General features: G+C 64.7%; 19 protein-coding genes. 9 read left to right on the top strand and 10 right to left on the bottom strand.

All coding sequences use genetic code 11. The features are described from left to right. Positions 1 to 21: 21 nt before the first annotated feature. Positions 22 to 1,029: a LacI family DNA-binding transcriptional regulator gene (locus tag ACP7BL_RS01430; protein WP_426257434.1), complete on the top strand. Its 1,008-nt coding sequence runs from the start codon at positions 22 to 24 to the stop codon at positions 1,027 to 1,029. On the opposite strand, the gene pgmB is transcribed toward ACP7BL_RS01430, so the two are convergent. Further along, positions 1,020 to 1,688 (bottom strand): beta-phosphoglucomutase, encoded by a 669-nt coding sequence (pgmB, locus tag ACP7BL_RS01435; protein ID WP_426257435.1) that lies wholly within the window; start codon positions 1,686 to 1,688, stop codon positions 1,020 to 1,022. The genes ACP7BL_RS01430 and pgmB overlap by 10 nt on opposite strands. Then, positions 1,685 to 3,850, bottom strand: a complete 2,166-nt coding sequence (locus ACP7BL_RS01440; protein ID WP_426257436.1) for a glycoside hydrolase family 65 protein — start codon at positions 3,848 to 3,850, stop codon at positions 1,685 to 1,687. The genes pgmB and ACP7BL_RS01440 overlap by 4 nt, the downstream gene beginning before the upstream one ends. Positions 3,851 to 3,999: 149 nt before the next feature. Here ACP7BL_RS01440 and ACP7BL_RS01445 point away from each other — a divergent pair, with 149 nt between their 5' ends. Next, positions 4,000 to 5,259 carry an MFS transporter gene (locus tag ACP7BL_RS01445; protein WP_426257437.1) on the top strand — a complete coding sequence of 420 codons (1,260 nt, stop codon included), beginning with the start codon at positions 4,000 to 4,002 and terminating at the stop codon, positions 5,257 to 5,259. Positions 5,260 to 5,265: 6 nt separating this feature from the next. Here ACP7BL_RS01445 and ACP7BL_RS01450 read toward each other — a convergent pair whose 3' ends face one another. Beyond that, positions 5,266 to 6,138 carry an aldo/keto reductase family oxidoreductase gene (locus tag ACP7BL_RS01450; protein ID WP_426257438.1) on the bottom strand — a complete coding sequence of 291 codons (873 nt, stop codon included), beginning with the start codon at positions 6,136 to 6,138 and terminating at the stop codon, positions 5,266 to 5,268. A gap of 89 nt (positions 6,139 to 6,227) precedes the next feature. Between ACP7BL_RS01450 and ACP7BL_RS01455 the strand changes: the two genes are divergently transcribed. Beyond that, positions 6,228 to 7,139 (top strand): LysR family transcriptional regulator, encoded by a 912-nt coding sequence (locus ACP7BL_RS01455; RefSeq protein WP_033964054.1) that lies wholly within the window; start codon positions 6,228 to 6,230, stop codon positions 7,137 to 7,139. Here the strand turns inward: ACP7BL_RS01455 and ACP7BL_RS01460 are convergent. Next, positions 7,109 to 8,041 carry a LysR family transcriptional regulator gene (locus tag ACP7BL_RS01460; protein ID WP_426257439.1) on the bottom strand — a complete coding sequence of 311 codons (933 nt, stop codon included), beginning with the start codon at positions 8,039 to 8,041 and terminating at the stop codon, positions 7,109 to 7,111. The two genes, ACP7BL_RS01455 and ACP7BL_RS01460, sit on opposite strands and share 31 nt — an antisense overlap. Positions 8,042 to 8,172: 131 nt before the next feature. Between ACP7BL_RS01460 and ACP7BL_RS01465 the strand changes: the two genes are divergently transcribed. Then, positions 8,173 to 8,880, top strand: a complete 708-nt coding sequence (locus tag ACP7BL_RS01465; protein WP_033964056.1) for an SDR family oxidoreductase — start codon at positions 8,173 to 8,175, stop codon at positions 8,878 to 8,880. Between the two features lie 77 nt (positions 8,881 to 8,957). On the opposite strand, the gene ACP7BL_RS01470 is transcribed toward ACP7BL_RS01465, so the two are convergent. Beyond that, positions 8,958 to 9,365, bottom strand: a complete 408-nt coding sequence (locus ACP7BL_RS01470) for a winged helix-turn-helix transcriptional regulator (protein WP_033964057.1) — start codon at positions 9,363 to 9,365, stop codon at positions 8,958 to 8,960. An 89-nt stretch (positions 9,366 to 9,454) separates the two neighbouring features. Here ACP7BL_RS01470 and ACP7BL_RS01475 point away from each other — a divergent pair, with 89 nt between their 5' ends. Continuing rightward, positions 9,455 to 10,039, top strand: a complete 585-nt coding sequence (locus ACP7BL_RS01475; RefSeq protein ID WP_126845148.1) for an FMN-dependent NADH-azoreductase — start codon at positions 9,455 to 9,457, stop codon at positions 10,037 to 10,039. A gap of 230 nt (positions 10,040 to 10,269) precedes the next feature. Here the strand turns inward: ACP7BL_RS01475 and ACP7BL_RS01480 are convergent, their stop codons facing one another. Both ACP7BL_RS01480 and ACP7BL_RS01485 read right to left on the bottom strand, forming a co-directional pair. Further along, complete coding sequence (locus tag ACP7BL_RS01480) at positions 10,270 to 11,457, bottom strand: sensor histidine kinase (protein ID WP_033964059.1); 1,188 nt, start codon at positions 11,455 to 11,457, stop codon at positions 10,270 to 10,272. Further along, complete coding sequence (locus ACP7BL_RS01485) at positions 11,447 to 12,682, bottom strand: sigma-54-dependent transcriptional regulator (RefSeq protein WP_033964061.1); 1,236 nt, start codon at positions 12,680 to 12,682, stop codon at positions 11,447 to 11,449. Before ACP7BL_RS01485 ends, ACP7BL_RS01480 begins: the two co-directional genes overlap by 11 nt. Positions 12,683 to 12,808: 126 nt before the next feature. Between ACP7BL_RS01485 and ACP7BL_RS01490 the strand changes: the two genes are divergently transcribed. The 4 genes from ACP7BL_RS01490 (at position 12,809) to ACP7BL_RS01505 (ending at position 18,565) form a co-directional block, all read left to right on the top strand. Then, positions 12,809 to 14,086 (top strand): efflux RND transporter periplasmic adaptor subunit, encoded by a 1,278-nt coding sequence (locus ACP7BL_RS01490; protein WP_231564953.1) that lies wholly within the window; start codon positions 12,809 to 12,811, stop codon positions 14,084 to 14,086. Positions 14,087 to 14,095: 9 nt separating this feature from the next. Beyond that, positions 14,096 to 14,776: an ABC transporter ATP-binding protein gene (locus ACP7BL_RS01495; protein ID WP_126845147.1), complete on the top strand. Its 681-nt coding sequence runs from the start codon at positions 14,096 to 14,098 to the stop codon at positions 14,774 to 14,776. Between the two features lies 1 nt (position 14,777). Continuing rightward, positions 14,778 to 17,186, top strand: a complete 2,409-nt coding sequence (locus ACP7BL_RS01500) for an ABC transporter permease (RefSeq protein WP_426257440.1) — start codon at positions 14,778 to 14,780, stop codon at positions 17,184 to 17,186. A 236-nt stretch (positions 17,187 to 17,422) separates the two neighbouring features. After that, entirely contained in the window at positions 17,423 to 18,565 is a 1,143-nt protein-coding gene (locus ACP7BL_RS01505; protein ID WP_426257441.1) for a serine hydrolase domain-containing protein, read from the top strand. A 31-nt stretch (positions 18,566 to 18,596) separates the two neighbouring features. Here the strand turns inward: ACP7BL_RS01505 and ACP7BL_RS01510 are convergent, their stop codons facing one another. The 3 genes from ACP7BL_RS01510 to ACP7BL_RS01520 all read right to left on the bottom strand — a co-directional run bounded on the left by ACP7BL_RS01510 (position 18,597) and on the right by ACP7BL_RS01520 (position 20,410). Further along, positions 18,597 to 18,794 carry a hypothetical protein gene (locus ACP7BL_RS01510; protein WP_426257442.1) on the bottom strand — a complete coding sequence of 66 codons (198 nt, stop codon included), beginning with the start codon at positions 18,792 to 18,794 and terminating at the stop codon, positions 18,597 to 18,599. 66 nt (positions 18,795 to 18,860) lie between these two features. Beyond that, positions 18,861 to 19,889: a FecR family protein gene (locus ACP7BL_RS01515; RefSeq protein ID WP_137902758.1), complete on the bottom strand. Its 1,029-nt coding sequence runs from the start codon at positions 19,887 to 19,889 to the stop codon at positions 18,861 to 18,863. Further along, on the bottom strand, positions 19,886 to 20,410 hold the full coding sequence (locus ACP7BL_RS01520) for an RNA polymerase sigma factor (protein WP_033964073.1): 525 nt from the start codon (positions 20,408 to 20,410) through the stop codon (positions 19,886 to 19,888). Before ACP7BL_RS01520 ends, ACP7BL_RS01515 begins: the two co-directional genes overlap by 4 nt. Positions 20,411 to 20,462: the final 52 nt, after the last annotated feature.

Raw genomic sequence — 20,462 nt, forward strand, 5'->3', positions numbered from 1 at the left:
CGGGAAATGAGGAGCCCTGTCTTGCGTCGACGCGCCATGGATTTGAACATGGGGGACATTGCCCAGCTTGCGAACGTGTCAAAGCCAACGGTGTCGCGCGTTCTCAACAACAGCCCGCTGGTCAATGCGGAAACGCGCGAGCGTGTCCTGCGCGTGGCGCGCGAACATGGCTATGCGATCAATCGCAACGCACAGAAGCTGCGGCAGGCGCGTAACGACACTGTCGCGGTGGTGCTCGATTTCGGATCGCATCGCGCGGGGCGGATTGCCGACCCGTTCATCTTTGAATTGCTGGCAGGCGTTTCGGAGGCATTGTCGGTCCGCAACCAGGACCTGTTGTTGTCGCCCCCCAGCCTCACCGACGTGCAAAGCCATCTCGACCTGATCAGTTCGCGCGTGGCGGACGGCTTCATTTTCCTCGGCCAGGGCGTGCGCGAACCGATGCTGCGCGATCTTGCGCGCGCCGGTGCGGCGTTTGTCGTGTGGGGCGGGGTCGATCCCAAGGAACCCTATTGCTCGGTCGGCAGCGACAATCGGCTTGGCGGGCAGCTTGCCGGTGAGCTGTTCGTCAAACGCCAGGCCAAACGCTGGTTGTATGTCGGCAATATCGCCCATTCCGAAATCCGCATGCGCTATGACGGCCTGTGCGAGGTTGCCGCCAAGCACGGCGATGTCAGCGTGGCGCATCTCGATGTCGAGCAGATGGCCTATGCCTCCACCTATCAAAGCATGGTGGCGTGGCTGCAGAAGAATCCCCCGCCCGACGCCGTTTTCGCCTTTTCGGATACCGCTGCGATCGCGATCGTTGCCGCGTTCCGCGAATTCGGACTGGAAGCGCCGACCGACTACGCATTGTGCGGCTATAACAACATTCCGCCCGCCGCCGATTTCACGCCCGCGCTGACGACGATCGAGCAGGAAACCCATTTGGCGGGCGCAATTCTGGTCGAAAAGCTGATGCAGATCCTCGAAGGCGGCAGGCCCAAATCGAGCCTGTTGCCGACGCGGCTGATCGTCCGTCAGACCTGAGGCGCTCTCGGGGACAGCCGCAAAACGCGGTCGAGATCGACATCGGCGGTTGCCGCGAAGACCAAATCGGCTTTGGCCAAAATCTCGCGGTCGCCAATCCCGATCGCCACCATGTTGGCGGACTTGATCGCGTCTACGCCGGCCGCCGCGTCCTCAAAGCCGACACACTCGGCCGGCCCCACGCCCAAGCCCGTCGCGCAAGCAAGAAAGATGTCCGGCGCAGGTTTCGAGTGCGCGACTTTTGCCGCATCTGCGATAAAATCGACGGCGCGCGAGAGCCCGGCCCGTTCCAGCACGACCGTGGCATTCCGACTGGCGGAGGCGACCCCTAGCAGCAACCCGCGTTCGCGCGCCCGCGCCAGCAATGCCGCAGCACCGGGCAGCACGTCGGCGTCGCTCATCGTCGTCAGGGCATCGAGGTAGAAGCCGTTCTTGCGGGCGGCGAGGTGCTCTTTCGCGGGCAGGTCCAGCGTGCGGCCCCCAAGCCGCAGGATGTGCTCGAGCGACCCCATGCGATCGACGCCCTTCAGCGCTTCATTGTCGTCCGCGTCGAAGGGAATATCGAGCTCATCGGCGATCCGTTTCCAGGCGACGAAATGCAGACGCGCGCTGTCGACCAGCACGCCATCCAGATCGAAAAGTGCGGCGCGGAAGGTCATGATACGGTCGCTCGCGCGTTCTGGATTTCCGAGGACGTCGCCACATCGACGCCCGCGATGCGGATCTGCACGGCGTGGTCGCCCCGCACCGATACGCGCGCGGTGGCACCGGAGACCGTCACTTCGACCGGCACACCGCGATAGGTGATGGAAAAGCGGTATTCGGGCAGGCCGGGAATCTCGACCGGATCGAAACAGAGCGTGTCGCCCTCGACTCGCATCCCGGCAAAGCCCATCGCCAGCGTCGTCCAGCTTCCCGCCAAGGCGGCCATATGCAGCCCGTGATCGGTATTGCCGAACAGATCGGACAAATCGGTCAGCGCGGCGACGCGCCAATAGTGCGCCGCGCGCGCGCCATCGCCCGCACGCGCCGCTGCGGTGGCGAAGGCACTGGCGGACAGGGTCGAATCGTGGGTCGTCGTCGCCTCATAGGTCTCGACCATCCGCTGCCGCATGGTGTCGGCGAAGGCTTCGGGGAGCAGCGCCACTGCCAGCACTGCGTCCGCCTGCTTCGACACCCGCCGCCGATAAATGGCGAGCGGGTGGAAGTGCAGCAGCAGCGGATATTTCTCCGGCGGGGTGTCGGCGAACGGCCATGGATCGAGCGCGAAATAGCCATCGTCCTGCGCATAGACCTGCCGTGCATCGTCAAACGGCAGGAGCATCGCGTCGGCAGCACGCACCATCCGCGCGGCTTCCGCCGCATCCAGTAGCGACAGTGCCAGCCCTTCGCGCGCGGCGAAGCGCAAATGCCGTGCGGCCATCACATTGGTATAGAGGTTGTTGTCGACGATCGCCGAATATTCATCGGGGCCGGTCACGCGGTTGATGACGAAGGCATCGTCGCGATCCCCATCATGGTATCCGATCGCCAGCCAGATGCGCGCGGTCTCCACCAGCATCGCCGCCCCGCCCTGGTTGAGAATCGTGCGGTCGCCGGTCGCCGCAAGATAGGTTTCCAGCGCGTAGGCGATGTCGGCGTTGATGTGATATTGCGCGGGGCCCGCCGGGAAATAGGACGAGCATTCGTGCCCGCCGATCGTCCGCCACGGGTATAGCGCACCCTCGGTCTGGCCCATCGCGCGGGCATTGTCGCGGGCGGCATCCAGACCCGAAATCCGCCATGCCAGCATCGCCCGGGCAATCGCCGGTTGCGTGAAGGCAAATACCGGCAGCACGTAGAGATCGGCATCCCAGAAGACATGGCCTTCATAGCCCTCACCGGTCTGCCCCTTGGCCCCGATCGAGGTCTTGCCGTCGCGCCCGACCGCCATCGTCAATTCCGCAAGCGCATAGCGGATCGCCAGTTCGGTTTCGGGCTGGTCCGGAATGCTGACAGTGCTGCTCGACCAGAAGTCGGCGAACCATGCGGTTTGTTCGGCCAGCAACGCGTCATAGCCCCGCGCTTGCGCCGCGTTGAGCGTGGCAAGCAGCGGCTCCAGTACGGGTTCGTCGCGCGCGGCCTGATAGCCCGACACGAAATCGACCTCGACCAGATTGCCGGCGGTACGGCGTCCGATTTCCTGCATCGCGCTCGCCACCACGAAGCCGCTGCGGTGCAGGCGGTCGGTGCGCGCGGCGATACCGGGACCGGCGCGGAGATCGAGCTTGCGCCACGGGCTGTCCGCAAGCGTGGGCGCGATGCGCGGATCGTAAATCGCGTCGCTTTGCGGCTCGGCAGCGACGGGTGCCTCGCTGCCAGGAGGCGGCGTCACCAAGGGGGTCACCACCACGTCTTTACCTGCGGGAAACCGGACGCGGGTGAGGACGAGAGCGGTTTGCGCCATCGCCACGAATTGTTCGATCGTTAAGTCGATACCACCGGCCAGCACCGTTTCGGCGCGGACGCAGCGCGTGAGATCAAGCGTGACACTGCTCGCCGCCTCGGCGGGCTGGCCCTCGACCAGGATCGCTGGTCGTGTTGCATCCGCCACCGCGAGCCGCAGGTCGGTTTCCCGCGCATAGCCGTGTGCCGCCTCATGATAGGCGATCGGCATGCGTTCATAAACGCCGTTGAGATAGACCCTGGGCGCATCTGCCCCGTCTCCCGGACCGCGCATCCCGATAAAGCCGTTGCCGATCGAAAAGAGCGCGGGAACATGGTGTAGCTGCAGTGTCTGCCCCTCGGCAGCCAGGCACCAGCCATCGCGCGCAAAACGCATGGCAGCAAACGACGCTTCCGGTAATGACCGCCCCACGCAAACTCTCTCCTGACACGGCGCATGCGCGCCCGATTTGCCAATGATATGCATTTCATAATAGGAGGTGGTCAAGACAATAAGCCGGATCGACGCTCCGGCAGGGGAGGACCATGAACCGAACACGACTGATCGTCGGGCTTGCCCTGACCTATGCGGTTTTTGCCGTGCTGCTCAACAGCGTGGGCACCGTGATCCTGCAATCGATCGAATCCTTCCACATCACCAAGGGCGCGGCGAGTTCGCTCGAGGGATTCAAGGACCTGTCGATCGCGGCGACGAGCTTTCTGCTCGCCGCGCAGCTTCCGCGCTTCGGATTGCGCCGCGCGATGGTCGTCGCGCTCGGGGTCGTCGCGCTTGCATGTCTGGCGATGCCGCTGGCACCGGGTTTCTGGACCACCCGACTGATGTTCCTTGCGGTCGGGGTCGGCTTCGGCGTGGCCAAGGTTTCGGTCTATAGTTTCGTTGGCCTGCTGACCAAGGACAGCACGCAGCACGCTTCCCTGCTCAATGTGATCGAGGGCGTGTTCATGCTCGGGGTGCTGAGCGGATACTGGATCTTCGCGGCCTTCATCAACCCGGTCAATCCGGCGGACCCGCAGTGGCTGAACGTCTATTACGGGCTCGCGGCGGCAAGTGGGGTTGCATTGGTGCTGTTGACTCTAACCCCTTTTGACGAGGGCGCAGCGATCGAATCGACGGGCACTTCACCCGAGAGTGCGCGCCAGAAATTCGGCGAAATGCTCGCGCTCGCCTGGCGGCCGCTGACGCTGAGCTTTATCGCGGCGATCTTCTGCTATGTGCTGGTCGAGCAAGGCATCGGGTCGTGGCTTCCGACCTTCAATCGGGAATTGCTCGGTCTGTCGGCGCAAATGAGCGTGCAGGCGGCGTCGATCTTCGCGGTGTGCCTGGCGCTTGGGCGGCTGGGGGCTGGCGTCGTCGTACGGCGGACCGGCTGGTTTCCGCTGGTCTGCGGCTGTCTTGCCGGGATGGCGCTGCTGATGCTGGCGGTGCTGCCGCTCGCCGCCGGGCATCATGGCCGTGTAACCGGCTGGGCGGGAGCGCCGATCGCGGCGTATCTTTTGCCGATGATCGGCTTGTTGATGGCGCCGATCTACCCGGCGCTGAATTCGGCGATCCTGTCGTCGATGCGGCCGCAGGAGCAGCCCGCGATGGTTGGCCTGATCGTCGTCTTTTCCGCGCTGGGCGGCACCACCGGGTCGTTCATCGTCGGGCATCTCCTGGCGGCGTTCAGCGGAACGGTTGGGTTTTATGTCCTGCTTGTGCCGATCGTGCTGCTGATTGGTGCGGCAACGATGATCCAGCGACTGGCGACATACCCCAACACCCCTCGGGCAATCAAGGAAGGATAGGGTTGCCTAGCTGCCAATCCCATTAAGCGTCGCCAGCGCGTCGTCCGGCAGGTTCAGCGAGGCGGCAGCCAGGTTTTCGTGCAAGTGCGCGGTCGACGAGGTCCCGGGGATCAGCAGGATGTTGGGCGAGCGCCGCAACAGCCATGCGAGCGCCACCTGCAGGGGCGTCGCGCGGAGGTCGCGGGCGACCGCGTTCAATCGGGACGATTGCAACGGGTTGAAGCCCCCCAGCGGGAAAAACGGTACGAAAGCGATGCTGTCCTCTGACAGCGCATCGATCAGCGCGTCGTCGCTGCGGTGGGCGATATTGTACTGGTTCTGCACACAGACGATCGGCGCGAGCGCTCTCGCCTCCGCAACCTGTGCTGCGGTCACGTTGCTGAGACCAAGGTGACGGATCAAACCTTCCTCACGCATGCCGACAAGGGCTTGGAAGGGGACGCGGATCGAGCCCTCGGCCGGTCCTGCATTGCCACCGCCCAGCATGGAACGGAAATTGACCACCTCAAGCGTGTCCAGCCCCAGATGGCGCAGGTTGTCTTCAACCGCGCGGCGCAGGTCGTCGGGCGAGTCTGCGAGGTTCCAGGAACCATCGTCCCCGCGTACCGCGCCGACCTTCGTGACGAGAACAAGATCCTCGGCATAGGGCGATAGTGCCTCGCGGATGAGCATATTGACGACGTGCGGGCCATAAAAGTCGCTGGTGTCGATATGGTTCACGCCTGCGTCCACGGCGTCGCGCAGCACTGCAATCGCGGCGTCGCGGTCTTTCGGCGGCCCGAATACGTGCGGCCCGGCGAGTTGCATGGCACCATATCCCATCCGCCTTACCGCGCGGTCGCCAAGGGTGAAGCTGCCTGCCTGATCAATCGGGTGCATGGGATTGTCTCCTTCCTGCTCAAGCTAGGGCATGGCGACTATGGTGATAATCCGGCATGATCAGCACGGGCTGTGCGGAAAGGCAGACAATGAACCAGAGCCTGACCGACCTGAACGCGTTTCTGGCGGTGGCGCGCGCGCGCGGCTTTCGCGAAGCGTCCCGAACTGCGGGTGTCAGCGCCTCGACGTTGAGCGAGGCCGTGCGTCGGCTGGAGGCGTCGCTCGGGGTCCGGCTGCTCCACCGCACGACGCGCAGCGTCGCTCCCACCGAGGCCGGCGCGCGCCTGCTCGAACGGCTCGCGCCTGCTCTGGGCGAGGTGGAAGCGGCGCTTGGCGCGGTGGGAGACTTGCGCGATGGCCTGACCGGCACGCTCAAGCTGAACGTACCGGTTAGCGCGGCGCGGCTGATCTTGTCGGCAATCCTGCCCGGTTTTCTCCAGGCCCATCCCGGCATAAAGGTCGAGATCATCGCCGAAGACGGTTTTGTGGACATGTTGGCGGCGGGTTGCGACGCGGGCATTCGCTACGACGACAAGCTGGAACAGGACATGATCGCGCTGCCGATCGGGCCGCGAGTGCAACGCTTCGCGACCGCTGCCTCCCCGAAGCATCTGGATCGGTATGGTCGGCCTTCGCACCCGCGCGACTTGCTCCGGCATCCGTGCATTCTCGGTCGCTTCGCCAGTGGTCGGTTGACGTCTCCCTGGGAATTCGAGCGCGACGGCGAGATCGTTCGGATCGAGCCGCGGGCCCGGCTGGTCGTTGGCGTTGGGGGAGCTATAGATCTCGGCGTCGAAGCGGCCATCGCCGGCGTTGGCGTGATCCACCTTTTCGAAGACTGGCTTCGGCCGCCTCTGGCGAGCCATGCGCTCGAGCCGGTGTTGGAGGCGTGGTGGCAGCCTTTTCCCGGTCCTTTTCTCTACCATTCCAGTCGCAAGCTCGTGCCACCGCCGCTCCGGGCGTTTATCGATTACGTCGCCCGCCTGGCCCCGTCCGGTTGAACCGCTTGCCGGCACGTCGCGATCAGCATTTGGCGCAGCCAGCGGTGTGCCGGATCGGCGTCGAGGCGCGGATGCCACATCACGCTGATCGAAAGACCCGGCGTCGTCACCGGCAGCTCGAACGCTACGAGGCCTTCCGTTGCCGCCGCTCCGCCTCGCAGGCACGCGTGCGGCACCAGCGCGATAAGGTCCGAACGGCGGGCGATGTCGAGCGCGTCGAGGAAGCTCGATACGATCGCGACGATGTCGCGCCGCAGCCCAAGTGCGTCGAGTGCGTCGTCCACCGGTCCGCTCGACGCGCCGCGCCGCGATGCGATAACGTGGCGGCACGCTGCGTAGCGGTGTGGCGTGATTGCGCCGTCCAATAGCGCGTGCCCGCGCCGTGCCACACCGACGAAGCGATCGCGAAACAGCAATTGGCTGCGCAGCTCGGGAGCCGAGGCTTCCACTGTGCCGATTTCCACGTCGATCGTGCCGTTGCGCAGCGGCACCGCCGCTTTGTCCGGTTTCGGCGCGAAGCGCAGCCGCACGTGCGGTGCCGCCGTGGTGATCGCTGCGACCAAAGCTGCCGCGAACACCGAGACGAACCCTTCATTGGCGCGAATCGTGAAGGTCCGCACGAGTGTCGCCGGATCGATATGTTCGATCGTCGGCGTAAGCACCGACCGCGCTTCCTGCGCGATCCTGTGGACGCGTTCAGCCAATTGTTCCGCATAGGGCGTCGGGACGAGCGCCCGTCCGGCCTGGACCAGCAACGGGTCGCCGGTCGCAACGCGCAGCCGCGCCAGCGTCCGGCTCATCGCCGAAACGCTTAGGCCGAGCTGCCGGGCGGCGGCGGTGACGCTGCATTCGCTGAGCAGCACATCAAGCGCGGTCAGCAGGTTCAGATCGATTGGCGGCATCCCCATCCCCTAGCCGGATCTGCATGCCAGACATGGCGTCAGACGCAATTGTTCTTTGCATTCTATGCGTCTGGCGCGTGCGCTGCGCATCCTCGACATCGGGCCCGGCAGAGCAACAAAGGAAGACCCTCATGACCATTTCAACCGATCGCGGCACGCTCCTTCTGGTGGGCGCATCCCGAGGCCTCGGCCACGCATTGGCGGCGGAGTTCGTCAAAAAGGGCTGGCACGTTATCGGTACGGTGCGAGAGACGGACCGGACCGATTTGCACGATCTTGCCGAGGCCCATCCGGGCCAGGTTGCGATCGAAGCGCTCGACGTCACCGAACCCTCCCAGATCGCGGCGTTGCACGACCGCCTCGCGGATCGCGCCATCGACCTGCTGTTCGTCAACGCGGGCACCGCCAACCGCAACGCGATGGAGACGATCGCGGAGGTCCCCACCGACGAATTTGTGCACGTCATGCTGACCAACACGCTCGGCGTGATGCGGGCGGTGGAAGGCCTTCAGGATCTTGTGCCGCGCACGGGCCTGATCGGCGTGATGTCGTCGGGCCAGGGCAGCATCGCCAACAATACAAACGGTGGCTTTGAGGTCTATCGCGGCAGCAAGGCCGCGCTCAACCAAGCTATGCGCAGCTTTGCCGCCCGCCATGCCGGCGATCCACGTGCGATGGTGCTGATGGCACCAGGCTGGATCCGCACCGCGCTTGGCGGACCGCACGCGCCCTTCAGCATCGCGGAGACCATGCCGCAACTGGCCGACACTTTGCTCGCCCAAAGGGGTACGCCGGGGCTGCGCTTCATCGACCGCTTTGGCGCGTCGGTGCCGTGGTGATCACGGGATCGATCGGGGATTGGGTGATGCTCGCAATGCGCTCTTCCAGACCATGAGGGCGGGGCGCAACGGCCGCGTTATGGTCTTTGCGCCCGCGTGGGAGTCTCGGCCTCGATCTTCCGCGCCCCGTCATAGCGATGGCGGTTTTCGTCGATCAGTTCGAGATGCTTTCCCGCCCAGGCTCCTAGCGCGCGCAGCGGCTCCGACAGCGAATACCCCAAATCCGTCAGGGCATATTCAACTTGTGGCGGCACGGTCGGATGTACCGTCCGGCTGACCATGCCGTCGCGGTCGAGCGCTTTCAGTGTCCGGGTCAGCATTTGCTGCGAGATCCCGCCGATCGTCCGCTTGATGTCGTTGAAGCGGCGCGGTCGTTCGGCAAGCACCATGACGATCATCACCGTCCATTTGTCGCCGACGAGAGACAGCACGCTGCTCATTCTCCGGCAGTCGGCGTTGATGCCTGGAGTGGCGGGCATATCCATGTGACCAGGTCCTAAAAATATGCGTTCTTGGCGGTTCGCCCTCGGTTCCATACCTGCTCCAGGTCACAAATCCAGACCGGAGACAATCAATGAAGCTTCTTCATCTCGATTCCAGCATCATGGGTGAGGGTTCAGCGAGCCGCGCCATTTCCGCCGCCGTGGTGGCGCGTCTTTTGGAAACCGATCCAACCCTTGAGGTCACCTATCGCGACCTTGCCGCCGAGCCGATCGCGCACATGACTCTCGATGCTTTCCTGGCGCTGGAGAGCGGTGAGGACGTGCAGCAATTTCTCGACGCCGACATCGTGGTGATTGGTGCCGGGTTCTACAATTTCTCGATCCCCAGCCAGTTGAAAGCGTGGGTCGATCGCATCGCCGTGAGGGGCAAGACTTTCGCTTATGGTGAGAACGGCCCGGTCGGCCTGGTCACGGGCAAGCGCGTGATCGTCGCGCTCGCGCGCGGCAACGTCTATGGCGAGGGATCCCCCTATTCGGCATATGAGCATGCCGAAACGCTGCTGCGCTCGATTTTCAGTTTTGTCGGTGTCGATGTCGAAGTCATCGTTGCCGAAGGGCTGGGCCGCGGCGAGGAGGCGCGACGCAGCGCGATCGAGAGTGCCCTCGTTCAAGCCCGCCAGATGTCGCTGTCGTCCGACCCGGTGGTCGCGCTCTGAGGGGATGGCCTCGTGCACGACAGGCAAGCCTGACCCGTGCGCGGGGCCACTTATTGCGCCGACTGGATCTAAATCCGACGGCTCTAGGGGCAGCCAACCCTCGATATCCTGGGGAACGACTGGTTTCGGAAGATCGGGGGGTAGCGAACGGGACGACCGCCACTGGCGACGGGCGTCTGCTCTTGTCACGCTCCGCCGAATACCGATTTGCGCGGCGTCGCGCAGTGCCTTCATGCGGGGATAGTCGCTTCAAACTCGGTCTTGCCGACGCGAGACGAGGCCAGGGCAAGGTCGCCTCCGTGGCCGCGCAGGATCTGGCGCGCAAGCGACAGGCCGATTCCGCTGCCCTCTGCCTTGGTAGTGAAGAACGGCCGAAAAATGTCGCTCTCGTCACGCGCAGATATCCCCGGTCCGTTGTCGACGATGCCGATCAGCGTCCGACCGACACGCGCCTTGAATATCAGGTGGATTTTGGCGTCGGGCGCATTGTCCAGCGCCTCGGCGGCGTTCTGCAGAACCGCCCAGAGCGCGGCGGTGAGCTGGTCCGGGTCGATCAGCAGATGCGCGGGGGCCTCGTGCTTTTCCACCGCCAGTTCGATCGCGGGCCAGCGCGACGTGAAGAGCATGGCGAGATCATTTGCAAAACCGGCAAGCGCGGTGCGCCGCAGGGCGGGGGTGGGCAGGCGTGCCAGCGCGCGGTAACTCTCCCCGAAGCGATGCAGGCTCGCCGCTCGCCGTGCGACCGTTTCGATCGCCTCGCGCAACTCGGGCAGCGGTGGCACGGGATCATCGAGCATCGCCACCGCCGTCGCGGCGAGCGACGCGATCGGAGTTAGCGCGTTGACGATCTCGTGGCTCAGCACTTGGACGAGCTCGCGCAAAGCGGCCGCCTCCGCCGCCTTCAACTCGGTATCGATGTCGATCAGCGCGCCGATTCGCAGCATTCGGCCTGACAGCGCCAGGTCCCCCGTGGTGAGCGCGAAGCTCCTGATCTCCCCGGCGTCGTCCAGGTCGATCTTGGCGGTTCGGCCGGGTCGGGTGTCCGACAGCATCCCCAGGAGAGCGGGTGGAGGTTCGGCTACCAGGTCGTTCGTTCCCAGCAAGCGCCGCGCCGCGCGGTTCACCGCGCGAAGGCGGTCACCATCTAGCGAGACCAAGGGGGCCGGCGAGAGGTCCAGATAGGCGGTGAGGCGCTGGAGTGCTTCAGGGTCGGACTTTACTGGCAACGGAGCCGGTGGTGCGAGGGCGGGCGAGGGCGCGCCCTGCTCAACCGCATTGCGCACCGCGGTCCAGGCTGCGACCACAATCGCGAGCAGCGCGGTCGCGTACAGGCCGTGGGTGGCTGCCAGTGCGATGATCCCACCCGCCAGCGCGAGGACCAGCGCTCGGATCGTGCGACGGATGCCGTCAGAGGCCATAGCGCGCCATCCGCCGATATAAGGCCGCGCGGGTCAGTCCGAGTTCCTCTGCGGCACGGCTCACGTTGAACGCGTAGCGTTTGAGCGCTGCATCGATCATCGCCCGCTCGCTCTGCGCGAGCGATCGTCCCGGCTGTAGCGGCCGTTCGGCGTCGTGCGCAGGCGGCCGCGCGATATCGTCCAGTCCAAGCGCGTCGTCCGTGCCGAGCAGCACTGCGCGTTCCATCAGAAGGCGCAGCTCGCGCACATTGTCGGGCCAGGCAGATTGCGCGATCGCTTTCGCGGCAGCGTCAGCAATCGGTCCGCCAAGCTTGCCATGCCGATGTTGGAACAGGGAACGAAAATGCTGCGCCAGCAGCAGCGCGTCGCCGCCGCGCTCGGCTAGCGGTGGCACGCGGATTTCGATCGTATTGACGCGGTACAACAGGTCTTCGCCGACAGCCGCGCGCAGTTCCGCGCGATCCAGTCGGGTCGTCGCGATGACACGCGCACCGTCGACCTGCTGGGCAAGGTCGCTTTGCAACCTGCGCGGCAAGCGATCGATATGGTCGATCACCAGCGTACCGGCGAGAGCGGCGGCGAGCCGTTCCGCGATCGTCGCGCTGTCGGCGGTCTCCGCGTGGAGCGTAACCAGCGGCCCGTCAGCGCGTCCCGATCCTCGATGGATCAGCCGCGCGATCACGGTCTTGCCGGTGCCGGAGGCCCCGCTGACCAGGACCGGAGCTTCGGTCGGCGCGACACGGGCGATCAGATCGCGCACGCCCGCGATCGCGGCACTTTCGCCGAGCAACAGGCCGTCGTCGATCGGTGGCGCTGTTGCGGCATCCAGCTTCGCACGGCGCAGCGCGACGCCGCGCTGGACCGTCGCAAGCAGACGTTCGTTGTTCCACGGCTTGATGACAAAGTCGGTCGCCCCCTGGCGCATCGCCTGTACCGCGACGGCAATGCCACTGTGACCGGTGACGACGATCACCACGGCGTGGCGGTCGGCCGCAATTAGGCGGTCGAGCATCGCAAAACCCTCTTCGCCGCTGGTGCGCCCGCGCGCGAAGTTGAGGTCGAGCAGAAGGACGTCGGCAGGCCGCTCGGCGAGATACACCCAGGCAGCCGCAGGATCGGCGGCGATCGATACGGTCATTCCCTGGCGTTCAAGCAACAACCGCGCGGCCTTCGCGACGTCGGCATCGTCTTCGACGATCAGGATGGCGGGCGATTCGCTTGACATGGTGTTGCATAGTGTCCGGAAACGGACAGTCCGTACAGATATGGGAAACGCACGGCGCGATTGCTGCCAGAAACGCCGGATTTCCGCGCTTTAGGCCCGTCGCGATGCATCCGTTATGGTGTCGGCATGACGCAGATGACCCAATCTGGCGCAGCGATGGACCGTCGCATCGAGCGCCCCCACGCCAAACGTTGGCGAGTGATTGTGCGGAGTGCGATTGGCGTGGTGGTGGTGATCGCGGCCTTGGTGTTGTGGCTGCTGATGCCCGGCTCCAATACGTTGAGCGTCGATAGCGCAGCGATCCGCACCGGAGCGGTAACGCGCGCGCCGTTTCGCGATTTCGTGCCGTTACGCGCCGAAGTCGCGCCGCTGCGGACGGTGTTCGTCACCGCCATCTCGGGCGGGCAGGTCGCGGAACTGGCGGCCGCCGACGGCGCGATGGTGGCCGCGGGCACCCCGCTCGCGCGCTTGTCCAATCCTTCGCTCGCGCTCGACGTCGCCAGCCGCTCGGCCGAAATCATCGGTCAGCTGAGTGCGATAAATGGCCAGCGACTGACGGTACAGAACACGCGGCAGGACGGCGCGCGCGACCTGGCAGATGCGCGCAACGCGCTGTCCAAGGCGCAGACCCTGCTCGCGCAGAGACAGGTGCTGTTCGACAAGGGCATCATCGCCCGCGCCGCGATCGACCCCGTGCGCGAGGATGTCGCCTATCAACAGGCACGCGTCGCCACGCTCCAGCGCGGCACGAGCGAGGCGGCGGTCACGCTCGCCGCCCAATCCTCGGGCATCGCTGCGACCTCCCAGCAGTTGCGCGAGAGCCTGGCGATGGTACGCGCGAGCCTGTCGGCACTGGTATTACGCGCGCCGGTCGGCGGGCGGCTTACTGCGTTCACGCTGCAGCCGGGACAGATGCTCAAGAGCGGCGATCCCGTTGGACAGATCGATTCAGAAGGCCAGTGGAAGCTGATCGCCGACGTCGATCAATTCTATCTGGGGCGCGTCCACACCGGCCTTGGTGCGGTCGCGGACCTCGACGGTCGAAGCTATCCGATGACCCTGTTAAAGGTGCTGCCCCAGGTGACGGCAGGGCGTTTCCGCGTTGAACTCGCGTTCAGGACGAGCCCGCCGGTCGCGCTTAACCGCGGGCAGACGCTCGACGTTCGGCTCATCCTCGGCGCGGACCGGCCCGCCATCGTCGCGCCTTCGGGGGGCTGGCTCGATGCCGGCGGGACCATGGCTTTCGTGCTCGACGGCGATTCGAAAGCGGTACGGCGCGCGATCGTTACCGGGCGGCGCAATCCCGATCAGGTCGAGGTCATTTCTGGCCTCGCACCAGGCGACCGCATCGTGACCACCGCACTGACCTCCTACGCACCCTTCCAGACCCTTCTTCTCAAATAGGATTTGCCCATGATCCAGCTCCAGGACGTCAGCCGTACCTATGCCTCGGACGAGATCGAGACGACCGCGCTTGGCGGGATCGAACTGGCCGTCGAGGCCGGCGAGTTCGTCGCGATCATGGGGCCATCGGGCTGCGGAAAATCGACCTTGCTCAACATTATCGGCACGATCGATCGCCCGAGCGGCGGTCGCTATCTGTTCGAGGGTACCGACATCGCCCGCGCACCGGAGAGCGCGCTTGCAAAACTGCGGCGGGATCGCCTTGGCTTCGTGTTCCAGAGCTTCAACCTGATCGACGAATTGACGATCGCCGAGAACGTCGCCCTGGGGCTCGCCTATCGCGCAATGCCGACGGGGGAGAAAAAGGACCGCGTCGCCGCGGCGATGGATCGTGTCGGCGTCGCGCATCGCCAGCGGCACCACCCGCATCAACTCTCCGGCGGACAGCAGCAGCGCGCCGCGATCGCCCGCGCCATTGTCGGCGAGCCGCGGCTGATCCTCGCGGACGAGCCGACCGGCAATCTCGACACCGAGAATGGCGCGCAGGTGATGGACATTCTCGGCCAGCTCAACGCAGACGGATCGACGATCGTGATGGTCACCCATTCCCCCGCGCACGCCGATATCGCCAAGCGAACGGTACACATGCTCGACGGTCGCATCCTGTCCTCCGCGCGTCGGGCAGCGTAAGATGCTGGTCTCGCTCTATCGCTCGCTCGCCCACCACCGGTTGTTCGCGGCGCTCAACATTGGCGGACTGGCCCTCGGTATCGCGACCTTCCTGGTCCTTTACCTGTTCGTGCAGTTCGAAAGCGGTTTTGACCGCGTCTTGCCCGAGCAGGACAGACTGTGGGTAATGGAAGAGCGCTATGTCATGCCGGGATATCCGCCTGACCCCAATCCCAACACGATGGGCAGCGAACTCGTTCAGTTACGCGCCGACTATCCGCAACTGGTCGGCACCCGCTTCATGCCGACTGCAGCGACGGTCCGACAGGGCGCGCAAGCGACGTCGGAGGAGCTTGGCGCGGTCGATCCGAATTTCTTTGATCTGATGCAATTTCCGGCAATCGAGGGCGATCCGGCCCGCACCGTTGCCGACCCCAACGGCTTGGTGATCACGCAGCGTGCCGCCCGGAAATATTTCGGTAGCCAGCCGGCGATCGGCCAGACGCTGCAGCTCGCGATCAATGGCGCGGTCTATCCCTATCGGGTCGGCGCGGTGCTGCGCGACATGCCCGACAATGTGACCTTCAAGGACGAGATGTTCGCGCAACTGGTGCGCGCCCGCTTCGGCAACGAATGGTGGGAGCATTGGGGCAGCTCGTCATTGACCACGCTCCTGCGCTTTCCCGATACGGCCAGCGCGCGCGCCTTCGAGGCGCAATTGCCCACCTTCCTTGATCGGCATGCTTATGCCGGCGACAACATCAAGAAGGGCGAGTATTTTCAGTCGCTGCGCCCGCTGACGGCGATGCACCTCTACAGCCCCGGCGATCGCGCGATCGTGACGACGCTGGGCGTGGTCGGCTTGTTGACGCTGGTCATCGCGATCGTGAACTACGTCAATTTGGCGACTGCCCGTGCCGGCCTCCGGGCGCGCGAGGTGGCGATCCGCAAGGTGGTTGGCGGCACGCGGCGCGCGCTGATCGGTCAGTTCCTGTTCGAGGCGCTTGCTACCGTCGCGGTGGCGGCGTTGATCGGCTTTGCGCTGGCCGAGATCGCGCTGCCATTCGTCAATACGCTCGGGGGCACCCAACTCGCGCTCCATTATTTCGGGCGCGACGGGATCGTACTTCCCATGATCGCGCTGGTCCTGGTGATCGCGCTGGTGGCCGGTCTGTACCCCGCCTTCGTCCTGTCGGGTTTCCGTCCCGCTGCGGTGCTGGCCTCGACGCGCGCACCGGGCGGTGGTCGCGCCGGAGCACGGTTGCGTGGCGCGCTGGTCATCGTCCAGTTCGCCATCGCCATCGCCTTTGCGATCGCAACCGGGACGATGCTGGCGCAGACCGCGCACATCCGCGACGCCGACCTCGGCTTCCATCGGGAAGGGCTGCTGCTCATTCGCTCGTTCAACGATAGCGGGCTCGATGCGGCGCAGCGCGCGGACATCTTACGCAGCGCGGCAGCGGTTCCGGGCGTGACGGGCGTAACGGTGGGCAACAATGCGCCGGGGGATCAGGATACGACCAATTTCTCGGGCTACAGTCGGCCAGGTGCGCCCGACCGGAAGATATCGGTGATGGATGTCGGGACGGGGCGCGACTATTTCGCGGTCTACGGTGCCCGGCGCATTGCCGGGCGCCTGTTCGACGCGGCGCATGCCGACGATCGCGCTCTTCTTTCCCCGGCGGAGCGCAAGAAAATCGGCCCCAACCTGGTGATCAACCGCAAGGCGGTGACGGCGCTCGGCTTTTCGTCGCCGACGGCGGCGGTGGGGCAAACGATCAGCGATGGCGATCGATGGTCGACGATCATCGGCGTGGTCGACAATGTCCGCTTCCGCAGTCCGCGTGACCCGGTCGACCCGGTCGCTTATTATTACGACACTGTCGGGGTCATCTCGCCGATCGCAGCGGTGCGGTATAGCGGAGATCCAAAAGCGATGACGGCGGCACTCGAGACGGCGTGGAAGCGCGTCGCGCCCGGGGTTCCGTTCCGCGCCCGCTCGGTCGAGGACAACCTGTTCGCGCGCTACTACAAGGCCGATGCGCAGCGCTCGCGGTTGTTTACAATCGGCGCGGTGCTTGCGATCCTGATCGGGTGCATCGGCCTTTACGGGCTGGCCGCCTTCGATACCGCGCGCCGCGTCAAGGAGATCGGCATCCGCAAGACGCTCGGCGCGTCGACCGCGGAAGTGCTGCGTTTGCTGATCGTTCAGTTCATGCGGCCGGTGCTGCTGGCGAATCTTGTGGCCTGGCCGCTGGCCTTTGTCGCCATGCAGCGCTGGCTCGGCGGGTTTGACGACCGGATTGCGCTGTCGCCGCTGTTCTTCGTTGGCGCGACGCTGATCGCGGTGTTGATCGCGGCCGCGACCGTGTTTGGCCAAGCATGGCGCGTCGCGCGCGCGGAGCCGGCCCGCGCATTGCGCCACGAGTAAGGTGCCCGGGCAAAGCAGGGGAACTGCCCGGCGGGGTGCGGCTTGGTCAAGCTGCACCCTCGCGCATCCGAGCCCTCAAAATCCTCCGAATGATCGATACGCGCTCGAACCGCCTTCCGATGCGTTCGGGTCGTCGGGAACGATCGCAATCGATGTTTGACTGATGCGTCAACCGATGCAGTTTCAGCGTCCATGAGAACCCGTTTCGCGATTACGACCAATGGAGCATTCTATTGATGCTGAAGCGTAATTGGACGTGCTCTGCCGACGATGGGTTTTTGCGAACGCGGAATGCGGCTGCCAGCGGTTCGAGGCGAGCTTTTCTTGCCGGGCTCACCGCGACACCGTTTCTGATGCCGCATCCGGCTTTGGCCGTGCGTCGAGCCGAGACAATTCTTTCGCAGATCCCGCTCGACGCTGCGCCCGGGATCGCGGCCGGAGCGGTTCGAAAGGGCCGAATTGTGGCTGCTGGAGGCGCGGGCACCAAGGGCAATGCAGCGTCCGTTCCCGATGCGCAGACGATCTTTGAGATCGGTTCGTTGACGAAGACCTTCACAGCGTCGCTGATCTTTCAACTTCAAGAGGAAGGTCTGCTGCGTATCGACGCGCCAATCGAGACCTATGTGTCGGATATCCCCGCGACCTGGCGGAATATTCGGCTTTCGCAGCTTCTCAGCCACACGTCCGGGTTGCCCGAATATCTCAATGGAGACAATTTCCGCCTGCTTATGCCGCAGGAGCTCAAGCCGAGGCAAATCCTCGCGCTGGTGGCGGACCGGCCCAACAGCTTCGCGCCCGGCGAGCGGCACGAATACAACAATACCGGCTTCATTCTTCTCGGGATGGCGGCCGAAGCGGTCACCAGGGAAAACTATTGGAACCTGCTTCGGCAGCGCTTTTTCGGGCCAGCCGGCATGTCGTCGACGGGCCCTCGCGATCGGATCCCATGCAGGAACCGTTGTGCTTCAGGGCATTTCTGGAGCGAAGGGCGTTACGACGACGATCCTCCGCGCAGCGCGGCCGGATCGACTTGGGCAGCCGGCGGCCTCCTGTCGACCGTAGCCGATATCAATCGCTGGTCCGTTGCCCTGGATCAGGGGCGAATCTTGAGCTCGGGCGTTCGGCGGAAGATGTGGCGTAGCGCCAGCCTGTCGAACGGTCAGCCCGCCGGTTGGGGCTTTGGGTGGGAAGTCGACGAGGTGGATGGAAGGACCATCGTCTCGCACGGCGGGGGAACCGCCGGTTTCTCTTGCTGGTACCGCCGCGACCTTGGCGAACCCCTCTCGACGATCGTCCTCACCAATCAAAATGGTAGAGCAGATCCAAAGGTGATGACCGACGCGCTGCTCAAAGCGATCAAGCTCGGCGACCGCTCGTGAGGAGCGCCCCGAAACCGATCAGCGCTTCGTGCTAAAAAGGGTGCATCCACAGGATATCGGCTGGTTGTGTGGTGCCCGGCATCGAGACCCGGTCCGCTGAGACGGCTTCGGCATTCTCGCGCCCCGGTTCCTTCGCCAGCGTTGGCACGCGGGTGACTTGATCGGGCATGACGAAACGGTCCCGGATCACGCCGTTTCGCGCGAATGTCGGCAGATACTCGATGGCCAACCGGTCGGGGTTTGTCCGGCAGGGGCAGCGACCGTACCTTTTCTGCACCAGCCGCCGCCGGATGGCTCAATCTCCCCTTCCATCTCGAGCGGAGCGGGTGACCATTATTTTCGTGTCGGTGCGATCCGAGACCCGCGCGATTCCGTTCAACTCCAGCGCCGTAACGAAGCTATCGACATCGCCGGCGGCAAACACCCCGACAATATTGGTCGCCGGTGCGGGCCCGTCCACAAAGACGATCTTGCGCGCGGAGTAACGGTTAACCTCGTTCAGCGCTTCCGCCAGCGGCTCGCGAATGAACGTCAACCGACCCGTCAGCCAGCTCGTCTCGCTCGCCGTATCGACGTGTGTCACGTTCCAGGCATGATCCGATTTCGCGATCAGGCGCGCACCCGCCACCATATTGACGCGCCGACCGGGCCGGACCCATCCATTGGGCTGCTCGACGCGGACTTTGCCTTCGATCAGCGTCACGGTCAGTTTCGCTTGATCATCGAGCTGGACGTCGAATTCGGTTCCAACTGCACGGATCGTCTTGCTGGCTGCTTCGACGAGAAAGGGGTGGACGCGGTCCTTGGCGACTTGAAAGAAGGCATGCCCCCGTATCAGTCGCAAGCGGCGACGGGCACCCATTTCGACCACACGCAGTTCGCTCTCCGCATCGAGCGTCACCACAGAGCCGTCCGTCAAGGTTGCGGTCGTGCGCTGCCCGGTGCCGGTGCGGAACAACTCGCCCTCCGAACCGAACCAGGATCGCACTGGGTCGCCATATTGCAGAAACGTAACCGAGGAGGACACCAGCAGCAGCACCGCCGCGGCAAGCGCCAGCAACGCCTTGAAACGCGCCGGACGATTGTATGCGTGAACATCGTGCTCGCGTATTTCCAGGACTGCCGGGTCGTTGGCGATCGAATCCAGGGCGTCCCATTGCTGTTGCAGCCGCTCAAGCTGGGCGTGAGCACCCGGGTTGGAGCGGAGCCAATCCGCGAACGCTTCCCGTTCTTCCGCCGCCATGTCGCCGGAGCGCTGCGCGCTGAACCAACGCGTCGCCTCGGCACGCAAGCCATCTTCGAGACGTTTAGGCTCGATCGTCACTGTATGTCCTCCATGACGTCGGACAGACGGAGCAAGGCCCGGTGGATCAACTCCTTTACCGAATTTTTGGTTATGCCCATGCGTACGGCAATCGTCTGGTATGTCATGTTCTCGAACCGGTGCATGACGAACGCGGCGCGTACGCGCGGGGACAGGTTCGCAATGGCCTGAATCACCAGGGCATATTGTTCTCTCCCGATCGCAATGCGTTCGGGAGAAATGTCGTCGCGGGGTTCTGCGGTGGTCCCCTCGATCGAGCCGAGCACCGGCCGCATACGGCCGCCATCGGCGCGATAGCGGCTGATCAGGACATTTTGTGCGACCCGGAAAAGATAGCGTTCGGCATGCTCGATCGGCTGGTTTGACTGGGCGGTTTGCATGCGCAGGAAAACATCCTGAACAAGGTCGTCAATATCCGCTGCGTTGACCCGCCGGGCCAGGAAGCGGCGCAAGCCTGGCCCATAGCGATTCATCCATTCCGTCAGGTCATAGGTGTGCTGCGGCCTGTTGTCCGCCGACATGCGATCAGCCTTTCCCGGTCGATCTCCACTCATGCGCCTCGCTCCGCCGGAC

Source organism: Sphingomonas sp. DC1600-2 (assembly GCF_049897605.1).
GTDB lineage: Bacteria > Pseudomonadota > Alphaproteobacteria > Sphingomonadales > Sphingomonadaceae > Sphingomonas.